14 protein-coding genes are annotated in these 20019 nt (G+C 58.0%); 8 read left to right on the top strand and 6 right to left on the bottom strand.

Annotated features, from left to right (window positions below):
- Positions 1 to 5 precede the first annotated feature (5 nt).
- The gene (locus CLV84_RS15555) at positions 6 to 3149 is read left to right on the top strand and encodes an efflux RND transporter permease subunit (protein WP_104420686.1); all 3144 of its coding nucleotides are present in this window, start codon (positions 6 to 8) and stop codon (positions 3147 to 3149) included.
- Position 3150: 1 nt separating this feature from the next.
- On the opposite strand, the gene CLV84_RS15560 is transcribed toward CLV84_RS15555, so the two are convergent.
- Positions 3151 to 4008, bottom strand: coding sequence for a YitT family protein (locus tag CLV84_RS15560; protein WP_104420687.1), 858 nt, complete (start codon positions 4006 to 4008; stop codon positions 3151 to 3153).
- Between the two features lie 72 nt (positions 4009 to 4080).
- On the opposite strand from CLV84_RS15560, the gene CLV84_RS15565 reads away from it, so the two are divergent.
- The 3 genes from CLV84_RS15565 to CLV84_RS15575 are packed head-to-tail and all read left to right on the top strand — an operon-like array spanning position 4081 to position 6254.
- Entirely contained in the window at positions 4081 to 4626 is a 546-nt protein-coding gene (locus CLV84_RS15565) for a hypothetical protein (RefSeq protein WP_104420688.1), read from the top strand.
- Position 4627: 1 nt separating this feature from the next.
- A complete protein-coding gene (locus CLV84_RS15570; RefSeq protein WP_104420689.1) occupies positions 4628 to 5227 on the top strand; it encodes a nucleotidyltransferase family protein in 600 nt (199 codons plus the stop codon).
- A complete protein-coding gene (locus tag CLV84_RS15575) occupies positions 5202 to 6254 on the top strand; it encodes an XdhC family protein (protein WP_104420690.1) in 1053 nt (350 codons plus the stop codon). Before CLV84_RS15570 ends, CLV84_RS15575 begins: the two co-directional genes overlap by 26 nt.
- Positions 6255 to 6257: 3 nt before the next feature.
- On the opposite strand, the gene ppk1 is transcribed toward CLV84_RS15575, so the two are convergent.
- A complete protein-coding gene (ppk1, locus tag CLV84_RS15580; protein ID WP_104420691.1) occupies positions 6258 to 8333 on the bottom strand; it encodes a polyphosphate kinase 1 in 2076 nt (691 codons plus the stop codon).
- 19 nt (positions 8334 to 8352) lie between these two features.
- Entirely contained in the window at positions 8353 to 9261 is a 909-nt protein-coding gene (locus CLV84_RS15585) for a DUF72 domain-containing protein (RefSeq protein WP_104420692.1), read from the bottom strand.
- A 130-nt stretch (positions 9262 to 9391) separates the two neighbouring features.
- Between CLV84_RS15585 and CLV84_RS15590 the strand changes: the two genes are divergently transcribed.
- The 3 genes from CLV84_RS15590 to CLV84_RS15600 all read left to right on the top strand — a co-directional run bounded on the left by CLV84_RS15590 (position 9392) and on the right by CLV84_RS15600 (position 15417).
- Entirely contained in the window at positions 9392 to 11386 is a 1995-nt protein-coding gene (locus tag CLV84_RS15590) for a DUF3857 domain-containing protein (protein WP_170067728.1), read from the top strand.
- Between the two features lie 126 nt (positions 11387 to 11512).
- The gene (locus tag CLV84_RS15595) at positions 11513 to 13507 is read left to right on the top strand and encodes a DUF3857 domain-containing protein (protein WP_104420694.1); all 1995 of its coding nucleotides are present in this window, start codon (positions 11513 to 11515) and stop codon (positions 13505 to 13507) included.
- Positions 13504 to 15417, top strand: a complete 1914-nt coding sequence (locus CLV84_RS15600) for a transglutaminase-like domain-containing protein (RefSeq protein ID WP_104420695.1) — start codon at positions 13504 to 13506, stop codon at positions 15415 to 15417. The genes CLV84_RS15595 and CLV84_RS15600 overlap by 4 nt, the downstream gene beginning before the upstream one ends.
- A gap of 8 nt (positions 15418 to 15425) precedes the next feature.
- Here the strand turns inward: CLV84_RS15600 and CLV84_RS15605 are convergent, their stop codons facing one another.
- The gene (locus CLV84_RS15605; protein ID WP_104420696.1) at positions 15426 to 15698 is read right to left on the bottom strand and encodes a hypothetical protein; all 273 of its coding nucleotides are present in this window, start codon (positions 15696 to 15698) and stop codon (positions 15426 to 15428) included.
- A gap of 251 nt (positions 15699 to 15949) precedes the next feature.
- On the bottom strand, positions 15950 to 17266 hold the full coding sequence (gene ahcY / locus CLV84_RS15610; protein WP_104420697.1) for an adenosylhomocysteinase: 1317 nt from the start codon (positions 17264 to 17266) through the stop codon (positions 15950 to 15952).
- 196 nt (positions 17267 to 17462) lie between these two features.
- On the opposite strand from ahcY, the gene CLV84_RS15615 reads away from it, so the two are divergent.
- Positions 17463 to 18782 (top strand): serine hydrolase, encoded by a 1320-nt coding sequence (locus tag CLV84_RS15615; protein ID WP_104420698.1) that lies wholly within the window; start codon positions 17463 to 17465, stop codon positions 18780 to 18782.
- A 493-nt stretch (positions 18783 to 19275) separates the two neighbouring features.
- Here CLV84_RS15615 and CLV84_RS15620 read toward each other — a convergent pair whose 3' ends face one another.
- On the bottom strand, positions 19276 to 19995 hold the full coding sequence (locus CLV84_RS15620) for an SDR family oxidoreductase (protein WP_104420699.1): 720 nt from the start codon (positions 19993 to 19995) through the stop codon (positions 19276 to 19278).
- Positions 19996 to 20019: the final 24 nt, after the last annotated feature.

Here is a 20019-nt window from a genome sequence, read left to right on the forward strand (position 1 = left end):
CGCCGATGCTCAAATTTTTCGTCTACCGGCCCAAGGCGGCCATCGTTCTTTCCCTGGTGCTGGTCCTCGTCGGCAGCATTTCGTTGATTAGCCTGCCGGTCACCCAGTTTCCCCAGATCACGCCCCCCAGCGTGTCGATCAGCGGGAGCTACATCGGAGCCGACGCCCTGACGGTGGAGCAAACGGTCACCACCCCGATCGAGGTCCAGGTGAACGGCACCCCGGGAATGGACTACATCACCAGCAACAGTACCAATAACGGGGTCGTAGGCATCGACGTAACCTTCGAGCTGGGAACGGATATCGACATCGCGGCGCTGGACGTGCAAAACCGACTGGGGATCGCCGAGCCCCAGCTACCCGAAGCCGTGCGGCGACTGGGATTGACGGTCCGTAAGCGCAATCCCGGCCTGTTCATGCTCGTAGCCCTGCGTTCGCCGGACGGGACGCACGACTCCCAGTTCCTGGATAATTACGCCAATATCTACGTCCGCGACCGGTTGTTGCGGGTGGAAGGCATCGGGGACGCTTTTGCCGTTACCAAGGACTTCAGCATGCGCCTCTGGCTCTATCCCGACCAGATGGCCCAGCTCGGGTTGACGCCGGACGACGTCATTCAGGCGGTACAGACGCAGAACCGGCAGGTGGCGGCCGGATCGGTCGGTGCCCCGCCCCAACCGGATAATCAGGCCTTTGAATACACCGTCTTTCTCGACGGCCGCCTCGAGGACGTTTCCGAGTTCGAGAACATAATTATCCGCAACGATACCGAAAGCGGGGCCCTTATCCGGGTCAAGGACGTCGGCCGGGTAGAGCTGGGCACCTTTACTTACGGCAACCAGTCGCTGGTCAACCACGAGGAAGGGTCGATCCTGATCCTTTACCAGGCGCCCGGAAGTAACGCGCTGGCTACGGCACAGGGGGTATACGATGCGCTCGAGGAACTCAGCGAAGACTTTCCGCCCGACGTCACCTACCAAGTGCCCTATGAAGCCGCTTCCGTGGTGGAGGTGTCCATCCGGGAGGTAGTCAATACGCTGCTGATCGCCCTGGCGATCGTCGCCTTTATCGTGTTCTTGTTTTTGCAGCGGTGGCGGGCATCGATCATTCCGCTACTCGCGATCCCGGTATCGATCATCGGGGCGATGATTTTTTTCAGTCCCCTGGGTTTCAATATCAATACATTGACCCTCTTCGGTTTCGTGCTGGCGATCGGTATCGTGGTGGACGATTCCATCGTGGTCGTGGAAGCGATTCAGAGTAAGCTGGAAGGGGGCGATATAAGCGTGGTGGAAGCTACCGAATCCGCACTGGACGATGTGGCTACGCCGGTGGTTACCACCTCCCTGATCCTAGTGGCGATTTTCGTGCCGGTGGCCTTCATCACCGGGCTTACGGGGCAGTTGTACCAGCAGTTCGCGATCACGATTTCCGTAGCGGTACTCCTTTCCTCGCTCGTGGCGTTGACCCTGGCACCCGCGCTCGCCGTCCTCCTCTTTAATCGCGAGCGGAAACAGGCGAAATGGTTGGAGAAAGTCTTTAAACCCTTCAACCGAGGACTGGAAAAGCTACGGCATGGCTACGCCAACGGGCTGGATTGGGTGCTTACCCACTACTATATTGCCCTGGCCCTGCTGGCGGGCCTGATCGTGGCTACCTATGTACTCTTCCAGGTGGAGCCGACGGGCTTCGTGCCTACGGAAGACGAAGGCCGCATCTTCGTCACCTTCGAACTGCCGGAGGCGGCAGCCAATTCCCGGACACTGGGGGTGATGGAGGAAATTATGAGTACGCTGGATACGGTGCCGGAAATCGAATCTTACACGGCAGTAGCCAGTCTCAACGCGATCACCTTTACCGAACGTTCCAATACCGGGACCATCTTCGTCCAGCTTACGCCCTGGGGCGAGCGAACGGAGGACGGCCAGGGGATCTTCGCCATGGTCTCCAAGCTGGAACGCTACTTTGCCGACATCGTGGACGCGCGGGTGGTGGTGATCCCGCCGCCGCCGATCCCGGGTCTCGGTAGCACCTCCGGCTTCAGTTTCATCCTCCAGGACCGCTCCGGCAACGCCAGCATCCAGGAGTTCGAGACCACCATGAACGACTTCATCGGCCGCATCAACCAGCGGGAGGAGATCACCGGTGCCTTCAGCTTCTTCACCGCCCAGGCGCCGAGCTACCAGCTCACCGTCGACCGGGTGCGTGCCAAGCAGCTCGGCGTGCCCCTTACCTCGATCTACAGTACGCTATCTACCTACCTTGGCAGCGCCTACATCAACGACTTCACCCTTTACGGACGCACCTTCCGCGTCGTGGCGCAGGCCGATACGGCATACCGGGCCGAGATCGAGGACCTCGCCGATTACTACGTGGAGAACGACGAAGGTACGATGGTGCCCATGGCTAACCTGATCAGCTACGAACTAGGTAGCACCGCCCCCCTGATCTCCCACTACAATCTATTCCGTTCCGCCAGCATTACCGGCAACGCGGCGGAGGGCTTCAGCAGCGGTCAGGTGCTGGACGTACTGCGGGAGGAGGCGGAATCGCTGCCTACCGGCTACGGCTACGAGTTTTCGGGGCTGAGTAAGGAGCAGGCGGAGTCTGGCTCCACGACGGTGTACATCTTCATTTTCTCCATCGCGCTGGCCTTCTTGATCCTGGTAGCGCTCTACGAAAGCTGGACCGTACCGTTTTCCGTACTGATGGCCGCCCCCACAGGTATCTTCGGCGCGCTGCTGACCCTGTGGTTCTTGCCGGACATCGACAATAATATCTATGCCCAAATCGGCTTGATCACCATCGTTGGACTCGCGGCCAAGAACGCCATCCTCATCGTGGAATTCGCCAAGCAGAACGTGGAGTCCGGACAGGATATCCGGGAGGCGACGGTGAACGCCTCCCGTGCCCGCCTGCGCCCCATCCTGATGACCAGCGCCACCTTCGTATTCGGTATGATCCCCCTGGCGGCGGCGAGTGGGGCGGGGGCGAATTCCCGGCAGACTATTGGCTTCGTGGTTATCGGAGGACTGGTGGCGGTGACCGGTCTGGCAATTTTCTTCGTGCCGGTGCTGTACGACCGGATCACCCGGCTAGCGTACAGCGACGAGGAACTCGCCAACTATCGCGAGGAGGAGGAAGAGTAGACTAGATTTTCCGGCGCTTCACCATTCCCCCATGCACGTCGTTGATGCTGTTCATCGTCACGAAGGCGTTTTCGTCGATGCCGTGCACCACCTTGAGCAGCTTATGAATCTCCAGGCGGGTGATGACCACGTACAGCACCCGCTGGTTGGGAACGGCCGGCGATGGACCGAAGCCACCCTGGCCGTGCAGTTGGGTCACGCCACAACCCACCCGGGTGATCAGCGCATCCCGTATCCGTTCGTTATCCGCACTTATGACGAACACCCCCGTGTATTCCTCCACGCCGTCCACGATGAAGTCGAGGGCCTTGGAGGCGACGAAGTACGTCAGTACGCTATAGAGGGCCTGCTCAACGGAGAGCAGTAAGGCGGCCGTACAGAAGATGACCACGTTGATCATGATTACCCAGTCGCTGACCTTGACGCCCAGCTTACGGCTCAGGAAAATGGCCAGTACCTCCGTGCCGTCCAGTACGCTGCCCCCCCGCATGGAGAGTCCGATGCCGGTGCCGATAAAGAAACCGCCGAACACCGCGACCAGCAGCTTATCCTCCGTCAGCTCCGGAAAGTGGATGAATGCGATGCAAAGGGCGAGCAGCAGGATGGAGGCAGCCGTTTTGATGGCGAACTTGCGCCCGATTACCTGGTCGGCCAGGTAGAGGAACGGGAAGTTGATGACGAGCAAAAGCACGGACAGCGGGATGCCCGTAATCTGCCGCACCAACAAACAAATGCCCGTTACGCCACCATCGATGAAATTGTTGGGTAACAACAATCCCTCCAGTCCGAACGCGGCACAACCGACGCCGAGCACAATGAGAAAGGAATCACCAATTAAGGAGCGGTATTTTCGGGTCATGGAATCTCCGGGTTTCAGAATGTCAACAAATTTTTCATTTCACCGGTAGTACCGGCGGGGTAAGATTGAGCTATGTACAGATTGTTATTTATTCCGGTTTTTTTCCTGACCTGTTCGGACGGGCCGCCCACTACGCCGGAAACCCGGCCGGTCGATCACCCCAATGCGGGGAACACCGCAATCTACGATGTGGATGCCGACGACCCCTACGAGATCGACAACGGTACCTTTCTGGATCTCGCCCCGGGCATGCTGCTGCCACCTGCGGTAAAAGACAATGTATCCACCCTCCCCGTTCAATCGGACGATCGGAACCGGACCTTGCCGTTGATCGGAAAGCGAAAAGATACCCTCGGAACGATTCAAATCCAGGCCAACCAGGACACAATCCAGTCCATTCACGTCACTTCCCCCGACGTCGTCACCAACAGTGGTATTCGCGTGGGCGTCACCTACGGTGACCTGATCGAGCGGCTCGGAAGCCTGACGCTTACGGCCGGTGACCGCCCCGACCATACGTACGCCTACCAGGCCCCTTACTACTATTTGCTGAACGCACCCTTTTCGGATACCGTAGCAGGGGCTGCCCCGGTGCTGGAGATTGTCATTCGCCGCTAATATGAAAACGGCCATCCTGCTGCTAGCTGCCGGTTCCGCTACCCGCATGGGTACGGCCAAGCAATTGCTTCCGTGGCGGGGGACAACGCTCGTACGCCACGCCGCCGACACCGCCCTTCGGGTACCGGATGCCGAGGTTTTCGTGGTTGTCGGTGCGCATAAAGGGAAGGTAATAGGGGAGCTTAAAGCGCTCAGCGTCAATGTTGTACATAATTCGGGCTACGAAGAAGGTTTAGGTAGTTCCATTGCCGCGGGTGTTCGGGAGATCTTGGCACCCGCGCGCCGGCGCCCGTCCCGTTTATTGATTATGTTGGCCGACCAGCCATCGGTTACGGCAACGTTTCTGGCCGGATTACTCCGCCGTTCGGAACGCGAAGCATCCATCGTGGCCGCTGCTTATTCCGGTCGCGCCGGGGTACCGGCCGTCTTTCCGGCGCATTATTTCGACGTGCTGCAGAATTTGGGCGGGGACGCAGGAGCGGGGCAACTCCTGAACGGTGGCGAAGCACCCGTAACATTGATCCAACCCGACGTTGACCTGTTCGATATCGACACCCCCGAAGATTACCAACGCTATGAAGGAAATCAGGAACGTCATTGAGTTATACGATAGCCTGCGGGATTCGGGTACGCCCTGTGCCCTGGCCACCGTCGTCTCGATCGAGGGCTCCAGCTACCGGCGCATCGGTGCCCGCCTGATCGTCGGGGCGGACGGTCGCTACACCGGTGGCATCAGCGGGGGCTGCCTGGAGGGAGATGCGCTGCGGCGGGCGCAGAAAGCCATCCACCGGGGAAGCCCGTCGCGACAAGTCTACGATACCCTCGACGGTGAGGATCGGGAAATCGGCATCGGGCTGGGGTGCAACGGGCGCATTGAGGTCCATTTCGTACCCTTGGATTTTACGGACCCCCACAATCAGGTGGAGGTGCTACGCTCCGTGGTGCATACCCGCGAGCCGCGCTTGTTATCCCAGCTGGTAGCGGTGCCGGACGGAGAAGCCCTGACCGGTGAGCTGATGGAGGTACCCCGCTACCGTGTCGACCTCCCGCTCGACCGCAGCACGGTGATGGTGGAACGCGATGCCCGAGGCCGAACTTGGCACCGCCTCTACGAGCTGATTCGCCCCGAACTGCACCTCATCATCGTCGGCGACAACTACGACATACCGCCAATGGCCACCGCCGCGCGACAATTAGGCTGGCGGTGCAGCGTGGTCGGTCTCCGCCGAAAATTTTCCAAAGCCATGGCGCAAGCGGCCGATCGACTGTACGACTACGCCGAGGCCAGCGAACTGCGCGTGGATCGGTATACGGCCGTGGCGTGTATGTCGCATGATCTGGAACGGGACAAGGAAATGGTGCGGTTGTTCCTGCCCCAAAACCCGCCCTATCTCGGACTACTCGGCCCCAATAAACGAGCGAAGCGGATGGACGACGAACTGCGGGCGGAGTGCGGAATCCAGCTACTGGATTTCCCGAACCTTTACACGCCCATCGGCCTCGATATCGGCGCCGAAACCCCCGAGGAAATCGGGGCCTGCGTAGTAGCGGAGATCATTTCCGTATTTCGGGAGCGACCGGGAAAGAGCCTGAAGGAAAAATCCGGCACCATCCACCTGCGAAACTGAGGATCATTCCTCCAGCTCCATCTTTTCGGCCACGAGCGTGCGCTTGATCAGGTGATACGTTTCTTCCTGGCTGCGGATCGACAGATCGCTCCCGCCCCGGTAGTAGGTATTGCCCTGTTGATCGCTCAGTAGCCTGGACTTGACATTGTCGGCGAGCTGGATGTCGATGATCTCCAGGATTTTATCCTTGATCTCCTCGTCGTAAATGGGGAAGGTGGTTTCGACCCGGTGACTGAGGTTGCGGGTCATGAAATCGGCCGAGGACAAATACAGCAGTTCCTCACCGGAATGGTGGAAGTGGAATACCCGCGCGTGCTCCAGATAGCGGTCCACGATGCTAACCCCGTGGATGTTCTCGCTGTACCCCTTTCGGCCCGGTACCAGGCAGCAGATCCCGCGAACGATCAGGTTGACCATCACGCCGGCCTGGCTGGCCTGGTAAAGGAGCTCGATCATGGCTTTGTCCTGAAGGCTGTTCATCTTGAGCGTCATCGCGGCGGGGCGCCCGGCTTCCGCTTCGGCGATCTCGTATTCGATCAGCCCCTCCAGTCCGCTGCGCAGGTTGAATTGACCGACCATCAGGTGCTTAAAGGGCTCGTCGGGGATCATGACGTTTTCCAGGAAACTGAAGATGCGGGACACCTCGCTGGTCAGCCGATCGTCAGCCGTGAAGATACCGAAGTCGCTATAGATCTTAGCGGTATCCTCGTGGAAGTTGCCGGTAGATAAATAATTGTAAATCCGTTCTTTACCGTTTTCGACCCGACGTACCAGTGCAAGCTTGGAATGGACCTTCACTCCCGGAAAACTATAGTGTACGTGGACGCCCGCTTCCTCGAGCTTTTCGCCCCAGCGCAGGTTGGCCTCCTCGTCGAAACGGGCCTTTACCTCGATAAATACGCTGACCTGTTTCCCCAGGGCGACGGCGCGCATGAGCGCCTGCATAATGCGGGACTTTCGGGCCACCCGGTACTGGACGATCTTTATGTGACTGACGGCGGGGTCTTCCGCGGCCCGCTCGAAGAACCGGACTACCGATTCGTAGCTGTGGTACGGGTAGTGCAGCAGGTGATCGGAATCCTGCACCGCCTGCCAGAAGTCTTCGGCTTCCTCCAGGGCGGGGTAGGGAAGCGGCGGCTGCGGGGTGTACTGCAGCTTATTCATCCCGAAGGTGGGGAAGGAGAAGAAGTCGAAGTTGTTGTGGTACCGGCCCTCGGCCAGAATATCGTAGCGCTCCAGTTCGAAGGTATCCTCCAAATATTCCCGGAGCTGATCCGGCATGGTACGATCGTAAACGAAGCGGCTGGCCGGGCCGACGTGGCGGCGGTTGAGGCTCGTCTTGATCTTGGCCAGCAAGTCGCCGGAGAATTCGTCGTCGATGTACAGTTCCGCGTCCCGGGTGAGCTTGATGCTGTAGGTATCTTCGATCTCGTAACCCGGGAACATCCAACTGACGGAGTGGCGGACGATGTCGTCCAGCATAATGATGTTCCGCTCCTCGTCGGTTCCCGGCAGCTCAATAAAGCGGGGCAGGTGATCGCTGGGAATCTTTACGATCGCGTAGGCCGTCTTTCCCTTGATTTTGTCCTTCATCAGGATAGAGAGGTACAACTGCGCATTGTTGAGGAACGGCCGCACCATGTCCTTGATCAGCAGTACCGGCTGTACGTAGGGGAGCATGTATTCCCGGAAGTAGCTCTGGACGAATTCCTGGTCTTCCTCCGTCATATCGAGGCGGCGTTTCAGGTGAATCCCGTGCTTGGCTAATTGGGGGATCAGCTTCTTTTCGAAAATCCGGCTGAATTCCTCCTGCTGCCGGTTGACGATCCGCTGGATGGTCCGGACGGTCTGCTTCGGGCTGATGTCGAGCTCCCGTTTGGTTTTCTTATTGACCCGCAGCAGGTTGCGGTGGTTCGCCATACGTACCCGGAAGAATTCGTCGAGGTTAGAGCTATAGATAGCCAGGAACTTGAGGCGCTCGAAGAGCGGGAGGCTCTCGTCCTTGGCTTCCTGCAGTACCCGGTGGTTGAAGGAAAGCCAGCTTATATCGCGGGGAATTACCGGGTAATCGTTTTTCATAACTGTGAAAGCGGTTGATCTAAAAGAAACGTAGCTGCTCGGGGCCCTGTAGCGCCTGGGGTCCGCGGGTGTCTGCAAAATTCATCGTTTGCAAACGTTCCGCAAACCAGGCGGCAATATCCGGAGCCAGTACGTTGTCGGGCTGATGGGGAAAGATATAGTTTTCCGGCAGATTCCACTTTTGCAGCTTATCCGCCCATTCCGTCAGCCGGGTATAGTCGCTGTCGATCAGCCCGTTTCCGACGAAGCGAATCATGGTGTGCGGAGCGGTCACGTAACCGTGCAGCACGTCCCGCCGCCCGGCTACGTCGGTGATCACGGCGGCCACCCGATTGGCAGCCAGGGTGTCCATAAGCGATTCGGTGGCGAAGGGGTCGGCAAACCAACTCTCGTGACGGACTTCCACCGCCAGGGGAAGCACCCTCGGCCATCGTTCCAGATAGCGGCCGAGCAGGGGGAGGCGGTCCGCTCCGAAGTGGGGGGGCAGTTGCACGAAAGCACAACCCATTTTTTCCCGCAACCCGTCCAGCGCGGCCACGAATCGCTGTAGTCCGTCACCGCCCGCCCCGAGGTCACGGCTGTGACTGATGAACTGGGGCACCTTCGGGCAAAAGCGGAAATCCGCGGGTACGCTCTCGTACCATCGGTCGATAGTCGCCGCATCTGGAATGCGGTAATGCGTGGTGTTCAACTCGATGGTGTTGAACTGTTCTCCGTAGTGCCGGAGGAAATCGCCGGCCTTGGCGTTCTCGGGATACCATTTTCCCACCCATTCCTTCATGCCCCAGCCGGTGGCACCGATGTAGACCTGGGGTTTACCGGCGCCACTTCCCAATTCGTAGCGGTCCAGCCGGGCGGCATTGGCGAGCGGTTCCACGGGTAATTGGTAATCTATCCGTTCCGGATCGGGAACCTGGCCAAACTTCATTTAACGGATAATCTTGGGTGAAGAGAGTGAAAACCCAATAAATGAGGCGTAAGTTCGGTTGGTACTGATGTTATTTCGGCAGTTCGTTTTTGCGAGCTGCGTGTATTCGGTTTCACTCACCCACCTACCCATGAGAACGATTATCGTCGGGCTACTAGTAGCTCTTGCCGCCTCCGGCTCCTTGTCCGCGCAAAAGTGGGGCAAGATCAAATTCGGTAAGGTCTCCGACGAGGAACTAGCGATTCAAACCGCTCCGACGGATTCCACCGCCGAGGCCTACGTGCTGTACCACCAACAGGATCTTTCCTTTAATTATTCGCAAGAAAAGGGAACGGTTATCCAGGAGAAGCATCATAAACGCACCAAGTTGTTCAAACCGTCCAGCTTCGGTCGGGCGGATGTGGCGATCCGTTTTCATCAGCGTAGCTCGGATATTGTCGGTCTGCGAGCCATTATTCACCTGCCGAACGGCGAGCGGGAGAAGATTGGTGGTTCCCAGATTATCCGGGAAGATCTCAACGACCAGTGGCGGGTCGTCAAGTTCACGTTTCCGAAGGTGACACCCGGCGCGATCATTGAGTATGAGTATACCCTGGAGTACGACAACATCTTGGTTCCAACCCCCTTCGTCTTTCAGGAAGACGTACCGGTAGCCTACGCCGAGTTTACCGCCATGATCCCGGAATACTTTAACTACATCAGCCTGGGAACCCACGGCGCGTTTACGGTCAGCGAGAGCGAAACGACCTTGAACCAATTCGGACCGAGGTCACACCAGGCGTCAGCGACTGCAGACACCCGCACGCCCCACCTCCGTATGCGTTACGTCATGGAGGACATCCCCCCGTATGATATCCAACCGTACACCAATAATGCGTCGGACTACCTACCCTGCGTCAAGCTGCAGCTGCGATCCGTGGAATACCCTAACCAGCCCATTGAGTACGTGCTGGGTGACTGGTTCGCTACCGCCAAGGAATTGGACGAGCATCCCACCTTCGGTAAGTGTTATTCGGCTTCGGGCGCTTCGAATACGCTTTGGGAGGAAGCGGAAGCCATCGTTCTGGCGGGCAAAACGGATAAAGAGAAGATCGATCGCGCCTACTATTTCATTTGTCAGCGCCTCCGCTGGAACCGGAATTATGGATTTACCGGAACCGACGTGCCGGATAACATACTTAAAAGCGGCACCGGTAACAGCGCCGATCTGAACCTCAGCTTACTCGCCCTGCTGCGGCGGGCGGGCGTCGATGCCTACCCGATGCTGGTATCGCTACGGGATGGGGGCAATCACATTGAAGTATATCCCATCATCGATCAGTTCGATCACATGATGGTCTACACCGAGGTCGACGGCCACCCCTACATTCTCGACGCCAACGGCGGCAGCCGTCCGCCGGGAGTCCCGCGGGTACAGGCCCTCAATCACCGAGCCTGGATCGCGCGCCCGGGTGCGCCCCAGTGGATCGCCCTGGAGATGCCACCCGCCCAGCAAATCGTAGTGGCCAAGGTCCAAGTCACGGCCGACGGACAGGCCGAAGCCGAGGTCAAGACCCGATTGAGTAGCTACTTCGCCTTCGAAGGGAGGGAACAATCCCGCACCGCCACCGAGCTATCCGGCCAGCCGATTGCGGCGGACATCATTTCCGTATTTCCAGAGGCCAAGGTGCTGGATCACCTCATCGATCCCGCCGAACCGGTGAACGACAAGCTCGACTGCTCCTTCAAGATGACGGTACCCATTGCCGTTTCTACCGATGAATATCTGTACGTGCAGCCGATTCTGCTACGGTTGCTGGATCAGGAGCTCGATGACGTCGAAACCCGGGTCTACCCGGTCGACTTCGCCCATCCCTGGAAGAAGCAATTCATCTCCACGATTCAGCTACCCGAAGGCTACGTGGTCGAGGAGATGCCCCAAAATATCAAGTTGGTTTCCGAAGATCGCGGTATGGAAGCGACCTACACCGCCACGCTTCATCCCGATAATTCCATTGCGGTCCGGTTTGCAATCAATCTCGATCAAACCGTCTATCCCGCAGCTGCCTACCCCACACTGCGCACCATGTACCGGCAGATTATCGAGCTGCAGGAAGCCCCCATTATCCTGAAAAAAGCAAAGTGATTCGGACCCCCCTTCACCGACGGAAACCCAGCGCCTTCGGTGGTCTAAACTTTAACTAAAGCGCGCTCAACCACCCAGTATCTTTATTGGCCGGCTACGTCAAACCGACGATCCAATACACTTTTTATGCCTCACCTGACCCTAGTGTTCGTATTCCTGGTTTCCATTACCCTGTCCGCTCAGGATATCCCCGATATACGATTTGGCATGGTCTCGGATGCGGACCGCCAACTCACTATCGCAGCCAACGACACCGCCGCGGAAGCCTACGTATTGTACAACCGGCTCACGCTGGACTTCAGCTATAGCGACATCGACGGGGCGGGGTTGATCGAGAAACACCATAAACGCATCAAGTTGTTACGCCCCGCTTCCTTTTCCCGGGCCGACGTGGTGCTGGCTTTCGACCGGGAATACGAGGAAATCGATGAAGTGGAGGCCTTTATCCACTTTCCTACGGGGGGAACGCTGCCGGTGCGCCCGGAAGCCATCATCCATGAAAACGACGGGGGGACGCGCGAGAAGATCAAATTCACCTTTCCGCAGGTCACCGAGGGCGTAATCATCGAATACCGCTACACCCACAAAAGACGGAGTATCCTCATCCCCACGCCCTTCGAATTCCAGCAGGATATCCCCGTGCGGTGGGCACAGTACGATGCCATGATCCCCCCTTACTACGGTTACGTCACCCTCGGTACCGCCGATCTCGACGTGAAGCAAAGCAAGTTCACCAAACGCGCCTGGGGGCCGCGGATGAGTTCGGGGGCTTACAGTTCCAGCCAGCAGAAAATCGAGCACGCCGATGTAGTCTGGGCCATGCGGGATCTTCCGGCTTTCCGCTCCCAGCCGTACAGCAACAATGCCTCCGATTATATCCCCAAAATTCAGTTGCAGCTCCAGAACATTACTTACCCGACCGGTGGAAAGCAGACGGTCTTCGGTGATTGGGAGGAGACCGTGAAGGAGTTGCAGGAGCGCCAGGACTTCGGCCGGTACTATCGCAACAAGATCAACTACGGCAAGGTCTGGAAGGCAGTCGAGCAAGAAATGACCGCGCTGCCGACCGACCGGGAAAAGATCACCGCCGCCTACCGCTTCGTGACCAAAAATATTAACTGGAACGGAGACTACTTTTTCCTGGCCACCGGCTCGCCCAACCAGATATTCGACACCCGAATCGGCAACAGCGCCGACCTCAACATCATGCTGCTGAGCCTGCTGAACGAAGCCGGTATCGAGGCCCATCCGCTGTTGGTTTCGCTCCGCAATACCGGTGCTCCCATCGAACAGTACCCGCTGCTCGATCAATTCAACCACCTCATGGTGTACACCGAGGTAGACGGGTTGCCCCTACTTTTGGATGCCAACGATCCGAACCGCCCGCCCGGTCTTCCCCGGGAGGATGCGCTAAACCACCGGGCCTGGGTGGGAGACAAGGACAACCCCCGCTGGATCGACATCGAGGTGCCTTCTTCCCGGCAAGTGACGATGGTGGAAATGCACGTGGCACCGGACGGCCGTTCACAGACTAAGCTCAAGGGGCGGCTGGATAATTATTACGCCTTCTCGGGGCGTAGCCGCCTGGCGGAGGAAACGGCGCCGGAAGCCGCGCCGGTGGTGCGGGAACTCGTCGCCCACCTACCGGAAACCCAGGTGACCTCTTTCGAAGTAACCGACCAACAAATTGGCCGTCCGGAACAACTCGACTTCCAGGCCGAACTGATCGTTCCCGCCGGCCAGGCCATGAACGACTACCTGTATCTACAGCCGGTACTGCTACCCATGCTCGACGGCGAATTGGCCGATGCCGAGGAGCGGTTCCTGCCCATCGATTTTCCCTATCCGTGGGAGCAGCGCTACATCGCCACCATCCACCTGCCCGAAGGCTACGACCTGGAAGAGGTTCCTTCTTCCCTTCGTCTTAAAACCGAAGATGGCAGCATGGGCGCCGTTTATTCCGTGCAGCAGGGCGTACCCGGCACGGTGACCATTTCCTTCACCGTGCAGATGGCCCGAACGCTTTACCTCGCCAAAGAGTATGGTGCCTTGCGGGACATGTTCCGGCGGGTAATCGAATTGCAGGAAACCCCGCTGGTACTGAAAAAAACGGCTAAATGAGATTGCTTTTCTTTATCCCGTTGTTCCTTTTTTGCGCCGGAGCGCAGGTGAACGCCCAATCGGATGCGATTGCACTATTGGCTATTCCCGACAGCCTGCGGGAAAGTGCCCACTCCGTCATCCAGTCTTACGACCTGGAATACGAGGTCACTTCCCCCCGTACGGCAACGGTCCGCTACCGCAAGGTCATTACCCTCCTGAACGGTAAGCACGATCGCGAACACCTAATCGGTGAGCGCTACGATGGCGACACGAAAATTACCACTTTCGAGGTTGCCGCTACGGACGCGTTCGGACGAGCGTTCTTTACCGCGGCTAAACGGGATATCACCGACGAACGGATGAATAGTGACAACTTCCACGATGATTCCTGGGTCAAACACGTTACCGTGCCCGTAGTGAGCTACCCCGCTACGATTACGGTAACGGTGGAAAAAAAGCTGTCCGATTTCGCGATGATGAACTTCCCCAACTGGGTTCCCGTGGCGCGAAATCAATCCCTGATCGCATCCACTTTTGTGGCCAAAATCCCCCTGGAAAACGAGATGCTATACCGCGGGGACGGGGTAGGGGAGCCGGAAATGACTTCCGATGGTAAGGTGAAGACCTACCGTTGGGAGATCCGAAATCGCACCGCCGAAGTGTCGGAGCCCCTTTGTCCGTCCGAATGGGAAACGCTCCCGCATGTTTTAATTGGACTGAATGATTTCCAGATCGACGACTACCGGGGCAGTTTCCGTAACTGGAATACCTTCGGTGGGTTCATCTACCGGATCATGGATGGGCTGGACGAGCTTCCCCCCCGACTCGTCGCCGAGGTACACGAAACCGTCGAGCCCGCTACCACCCGCCGGGATACGATTGACCGGCTCTACCGGTTTATGCAAAAACGATGCCGCTACGTCAGCATCCAACTCGGCATCGGAGGGTGGCAACCGTTCAGTGCCAGCTACGTTGATGAAAATCGCTACGGTGACTGCAAGGCCCTGAGCAATTATATGGGCGCCATGCTACGGGAGGTGGGCATCCCCTCTTTTCCCGTACTGATCCACCGGTCCGACCGCCCCTACCTGGACGTTCCGGAGGACTTCGCGATTTCCCTTTTCAACCACATGGTTCTGTACGTTCCCTCCGAGGATATGTACCTGGAGTGTACCAGCACCGATGAGCCCACCGGCTATCTTTCCGACGATAAGGAAGACCGCAACGTCCTCTGGATCACCCCCGACGGTGGCCAGTTGGCCCGCACGCCATCCCTACGGCCGGGCGATCACGGGCACGTACGTTCCACCCGGCTAGCGATTACGGAAGCGAACGAAATGTCCTTCGATTACCGGGCTACCTACTTCGGCGCGGCCCAGGAAACGTTCCGTCAGCTCGGCGCCTACATCGGCAATCGACAGGATCAGTTGGACTGGCTGCATCAGCATAACTATTTGCCGGATGTCACCGGAAGTGCCTACACCTATGAGGTATCGGAAGCGAGGCCCGAGGTAGAGATGGCGTATACTACCTCGCTGCGCAACCGCGTCCGCAAGATGGGCAGCCGCAAGTTCGTCGCTGTCAATCCCTTCCCGATTGACTGGGTGCCCGATCAAATGACCGACCGTCAGCTACCGTTGGTATACTCGGATGCCCGCTACTTCGTCGATACCATCCGGATAACCTTCCCGGAAAATCTGGAAATCGAAACCGGACTCTTTACCGATCCGCTGGTGTACACCCACCCCGTAGGGGAGTATCAGGCTAAAATCAAACTGGTAGGAAACGAAATCGTCTGGACACGGACGCTCCGGCTAGAGCCCGTTGAGTTACCGGCGGACGAGTACAATGCATTCCGGCAGTTTTTCGTGGATAAGGCGAAGGCCGAAAACCTCCAATTGGTTTTTAAGGAAAGACAAACGAAATAAGGGGCGGATCAGCTACCGATATGGATGCCCTTTTTCTGCTGCTCCTCGTCGATCCCCGCGTACAACCACTCCGAAAAGAGACCGTCGACCAAAGGCGCGATCACGTAGTTCAGCAAGGGAACCAGTACGGCCGTTTCCAGAATCAACTTCCACCAAAGCGGCTCCACTCCGAGCCACTGGAGTGCATACGCCACGGCAAGCAAGGGGGGGAAGAGCCCAAGCCACTTAACCAGCATCAATTTCCAGGTAGGCGGCGTGGCGCCTTCGTTAGGTTTGCTCATGGGGGGAGTTTCTCATTCAACCCGGTCGTACGGTAAGGGTTGCGGAATTCCCGGCATATCAGAGTCTCCGCCGTTTTCCCTCCTCACCCAAATGGCAAGCCCCGAATACCGTCACGGTACCCGGGGCTTACTAAAGAACTATCCGGCGAAGCCGACTAAAAGACTAAAGAACTAAAAGACTACTACCCGGCGAAGCCGACTAAAAGACTAAAAGACTACTACCCGGCGAAGCCGACTAAAAGACTAAAAGACTAATACCGGTAATGCTCAGGCTTAAACGGCCCCTCCTGCTCCACGCCGATGTACTCGGCCTGTTCGGCGGTGAGGTCTTCCAGTTCGACGCCGATTTTCTCGAGGTGCAGGCGGGCTACTTGCTCGTCCAGATGCTTGGGTAGCATGTACACCTTGTTTTCGTAGTCACCACTGTTCTTCCAGAGTTCGATCTGGGCGAGGACCTGGTTGGTGAAGCTGTTGGACATCACGAAGCTGGGGTGACCGGTACCACAGCCGAGGTTGACCAGACGGCCTTCGGCGAGGATGATCACGTCGTTGCCGTCGATGTTGTAGAGGTCGACCTGGGGCTTGATGTTATCCTTCGTGTGGCCGTAGTTCTTGTTCAGCCACGCCATGTCGATCTCGTTGTCGAAGTGGCCGATGTTGCAGACGATGGTCTTGTCCTTCATGGCGCGGAAGTGGCGCTCGCTCAGGATGTTGAAGTTGCCCGTTGCGGTGACGATGATGTCGGCGCGGGGAACAATGTTGTCCATTTTCTTCACCTCGTAGCCGTCCATGGCGGCCTGCAGGGCGCAGATCGGATCGATTTCGGTGACGATCACGCGGGCGCCGGCACCCCGGAGGCTGGCGGCGGTACCCTTACCTACGTCGCCGTAGCCGGCAACGATGGCGACCTTACCGGCCATCATGACGTCGGTAGCGCGGCGGATGGCGTCCACGGCCGATTCCTTGCAGCCGTACTTGTTGTCGAATTTCGACTTGGTAACCGAGTCGTTGACGTTGATGGCGGGCATCGGGAGGGTGCCCTTCTTCATCCGCTCGTAGAGGCGGTGTACGCCCGTGGTGGTTTCTTCGGACAACCCGCGAATTTCACCGACCAGCTCCGGGAAGCGATCCAGCACCATGTTAGTGAGGTCACCACCGTCGTCGAGGATCATGTTGAGGGGCTGTCCGTCGGAAAAGGCCCGCAGCGTCTGCTCGATGGCCCAGTCGAACTCCTCCTCGTTCATTCCTTTCCAGGCGAAAACGGGGATGCCGGCTTCCGCGATGGCGGCGGCGGCATGATCCTGGGTGGAGAAGATGTTGCAGCTCGACCAGGTGACTTCGGCGCCAAGTTCTACGAGGGTCTCGATGAGGACGGCGGTCTGGATGGTCATGTGAAGGCATCCCGCGATACGGGCACCGGCCAGCGGCTTGCTTGGTCCGTACTCTTCGCGCAGGGCGATAAGTCCGGGCATTTCGGCTTCCGCCAGGCGAATTTCCTTGCGGCCCCAGTCGGCGAGGCTGATGTCTTTAACTTTATAGTTGTTGGTACGGGTTTCCGTAGCGGGCATATTGCTTGATTTTAGCGTGTGAAGGTAAGGCTTCTGCTTACAAATCGCGGTAGCGGCTAAATGGTTGAACCGGAAGTAATTTAGTGGCCGGTTTGACCCGTCCGGAGAGCCACGGCACCCGCGCCCCGGCGCCCGAATGAAACAAATGAAACGGGCAGGCGATTTAGTTTAGAAGTTTTGCATACCTCTGCTTCTTATGAAATGTAGCCCTTTCCGACTTTCTTTTTTTCTGGCCGTACTCGTCGCCGTTGTCTTTCCCTGGCAACCGGCTGGTTCCTATCCCATCGAGGGCTACGCCGATACCGGTATCGAACGGCTGCTGCGCCTGCAACGGATGGATAGCACCCGCCTGGTGCGCACGCTGCCCTACGGTAGCCGACACAGCCTGGAGTACATCCGCCTGAACCTGATGGCCGATCCGGTCTTCGAACTACCCGAGGTGGACGCCTCTCTGCAGGAAGAGATCGAGCAGATCTTTCCGAATATGCACCCGTCCTATTCCGTGGCGGTCTTCGATATGACTCCCGGAAAACCCTACCGCTACGCCGAACGCAACCCCACCGCCGGCTACCAGCCCGGCAGCGTGGGAAAGCTCGCCGTGGCCACCGCTTTTTTCTGCGAGCTCCAGAACCTCTATCCCGACAGCATCCAGAAGCGATGGGATCTGATGGAGGAAAAAGTCGTGCAGGCGGGTCCTTTCGGCGTCTACGACCACCACACCATCCCGCTTTTCAATCCGGAAACCGAAAACTACGCCCGCAAACGTGTCGATGAGAACGACCGCTTCAACCTCTACCAGTGGGTGGACCATATGCTTTCCGTCAGCAATAACGGCGCGGCCAGCATCGTCTGGCGGGAAGCCCTGCTCATGCGGGTATTCGGAGCGGATTACCCGGAACTCACTTACGATGAGATGATGGACTACTTCCGGACCACCGACCGAACCACCCTGCGCGACATCGGCGAGGATATTGTCAACGGCCCGCTGCGCGACATGGGCATCGACGGCGACGCCTGGCGCCTGGGTACGATGTTCACCCGCGGGGCTAGCGGCATCGTTCCTCCTAAGGGGGGGAGCCTAGGTACCGTCCGCGGCCTCATGCAGTGGCTGACCGCCCTGGAGTCGGGTAGGGTAGTGGATGCCCCCTCCAGTCTGGAACTGAAGCGGCTGCTCTACATGACCGACCGCCGGATCCGCTACGCCCACGCCCCGGTGCTGGACTCCGCCGCCGTTTACTTTAAGTCCGGAAGCCTCTACGGATGTAAGCCGGGTACGAGCTGCGGCAAATACAAGGGTAACCGCATGAACTACATGAACTCCATCGCCATCGTAGAGCAACCTGACGGGGCCCGTTATTTGGTGGCGCTGATGTCCAACGTGCTTAGCCGGAATTCCGCCTATGATCACCAGGTACTTGCTACGCGTATCGATAAGGTCGTTCGGCAAACCCAGGCCGTGGATCCGAGTGAGCATATCGGGACCGGGGAGGATTCTTCCGAAAGCGGGAACGATTAGGGGATAGTAGCTCCCTTTGGTCGCTGTAGTCGGGTAGTGGCTCCCTTTGGTCGCTGTAGTCGGGTAGTGGCTTCCTTTGGTCGCTGTTAGTCGGGTAGTAGCTCCCTTTGGTCGCTGTTAGTCGGGTAGTAGCTCCCTTTGGTCGCTGTAGTCGGGTAGTAGCTTCCTTTGGTCGCTGTAGTAAGGTAGTGGCTTTCTTTGGTCGCTGTAGTAAGGTAGTGGCTCCCTTTGGTCGCTGTTAGTCGGGTAGTGGCTCCCTTTGGTCGCTGTTAGTCGGGTAGTGGCTCCCTTTGGTCGCTGTTAGTCGGGTAGTGGCTCCCTTTGGTCGCTGTTCGTTTTCGCAAGTCCAAGGCCGCGTAAATTCAGAGACTTTTCTGCATCGCTTGTGGATGAAAAAAAATGGCTTCGTCGGTGAGCGTGGGGTACGCGAGTACACCTGCACTAACCGGCGAAGCCGAGTAAAAGCATAACGAACTAACCGGAGCGCGAAGCGCTACGATTTAGGCACTGCGGGGCGAACCTCCACCTTACTGGGCAAGGTACGTGCGGGCATTTTCAGCAGGTCCACGACGAGCTGGCCGAGGTCTTCGATCTGGATTTTCCAGGCGTCACTGTCGTCGGGTTCGTTGCCGTTGAAGTGGGTGGCCACCGAGCCGGGCATAATGGTCGTGCACTTCACTTCCTGTTTCCGGACATCGAGCATAACGGCCTGGGTGAAGCCTACGACACCGAATTTACTGGCGTTGTAGGCGGCTCCGCCGGCGAAGAAGTTGGTTCCCGCGAGGCTCGCGATGGTGAAGAAATAGCCCTTCGTGGCAATGAGCTCGTCGACGGAGGCCTTTATGGTATTGAACGTGCCGGTGAGATTGATGTCGATGGTTTCGTTCCACTGCTCCGGGCTCATTTCCTGGATGGGGGCGAAGTGGCCTACTCCGGCGTTGGCCACCACGATATCGAGGCTTCCGTATGCCTGTTTGGCTTTTTCTACGGCCTGTTGCTGACTGGTGAGGTTGCGGACGTCAGCTTTCACGCCGGTACACTTTCCGGGATGTCCGAGGCCGTTGAGCTTGGTTGCTGCTCGGTTGGCCGAATCCTCACTGCGGCTGGTGATCACCACGTTTACGCCGTTAGCCATTAATTTTTCGGCAATACCGTAGCCGATTCCTTTGCTGCCGCCAGTGACGTAGGCGGTCTTGTTACTGAGATTTTCCATATCCACTGCAACGCGACCTTTCGG

It is taken from the genome of Neolewinella xylanilytica (assembly GCF_002934605.1).
GTDB lineage: Bacteria > Bacteroidota > Bacteroidia > Chitinophagales > Saprospiraceae > Neolewinella > Neolewinella xylanilytica.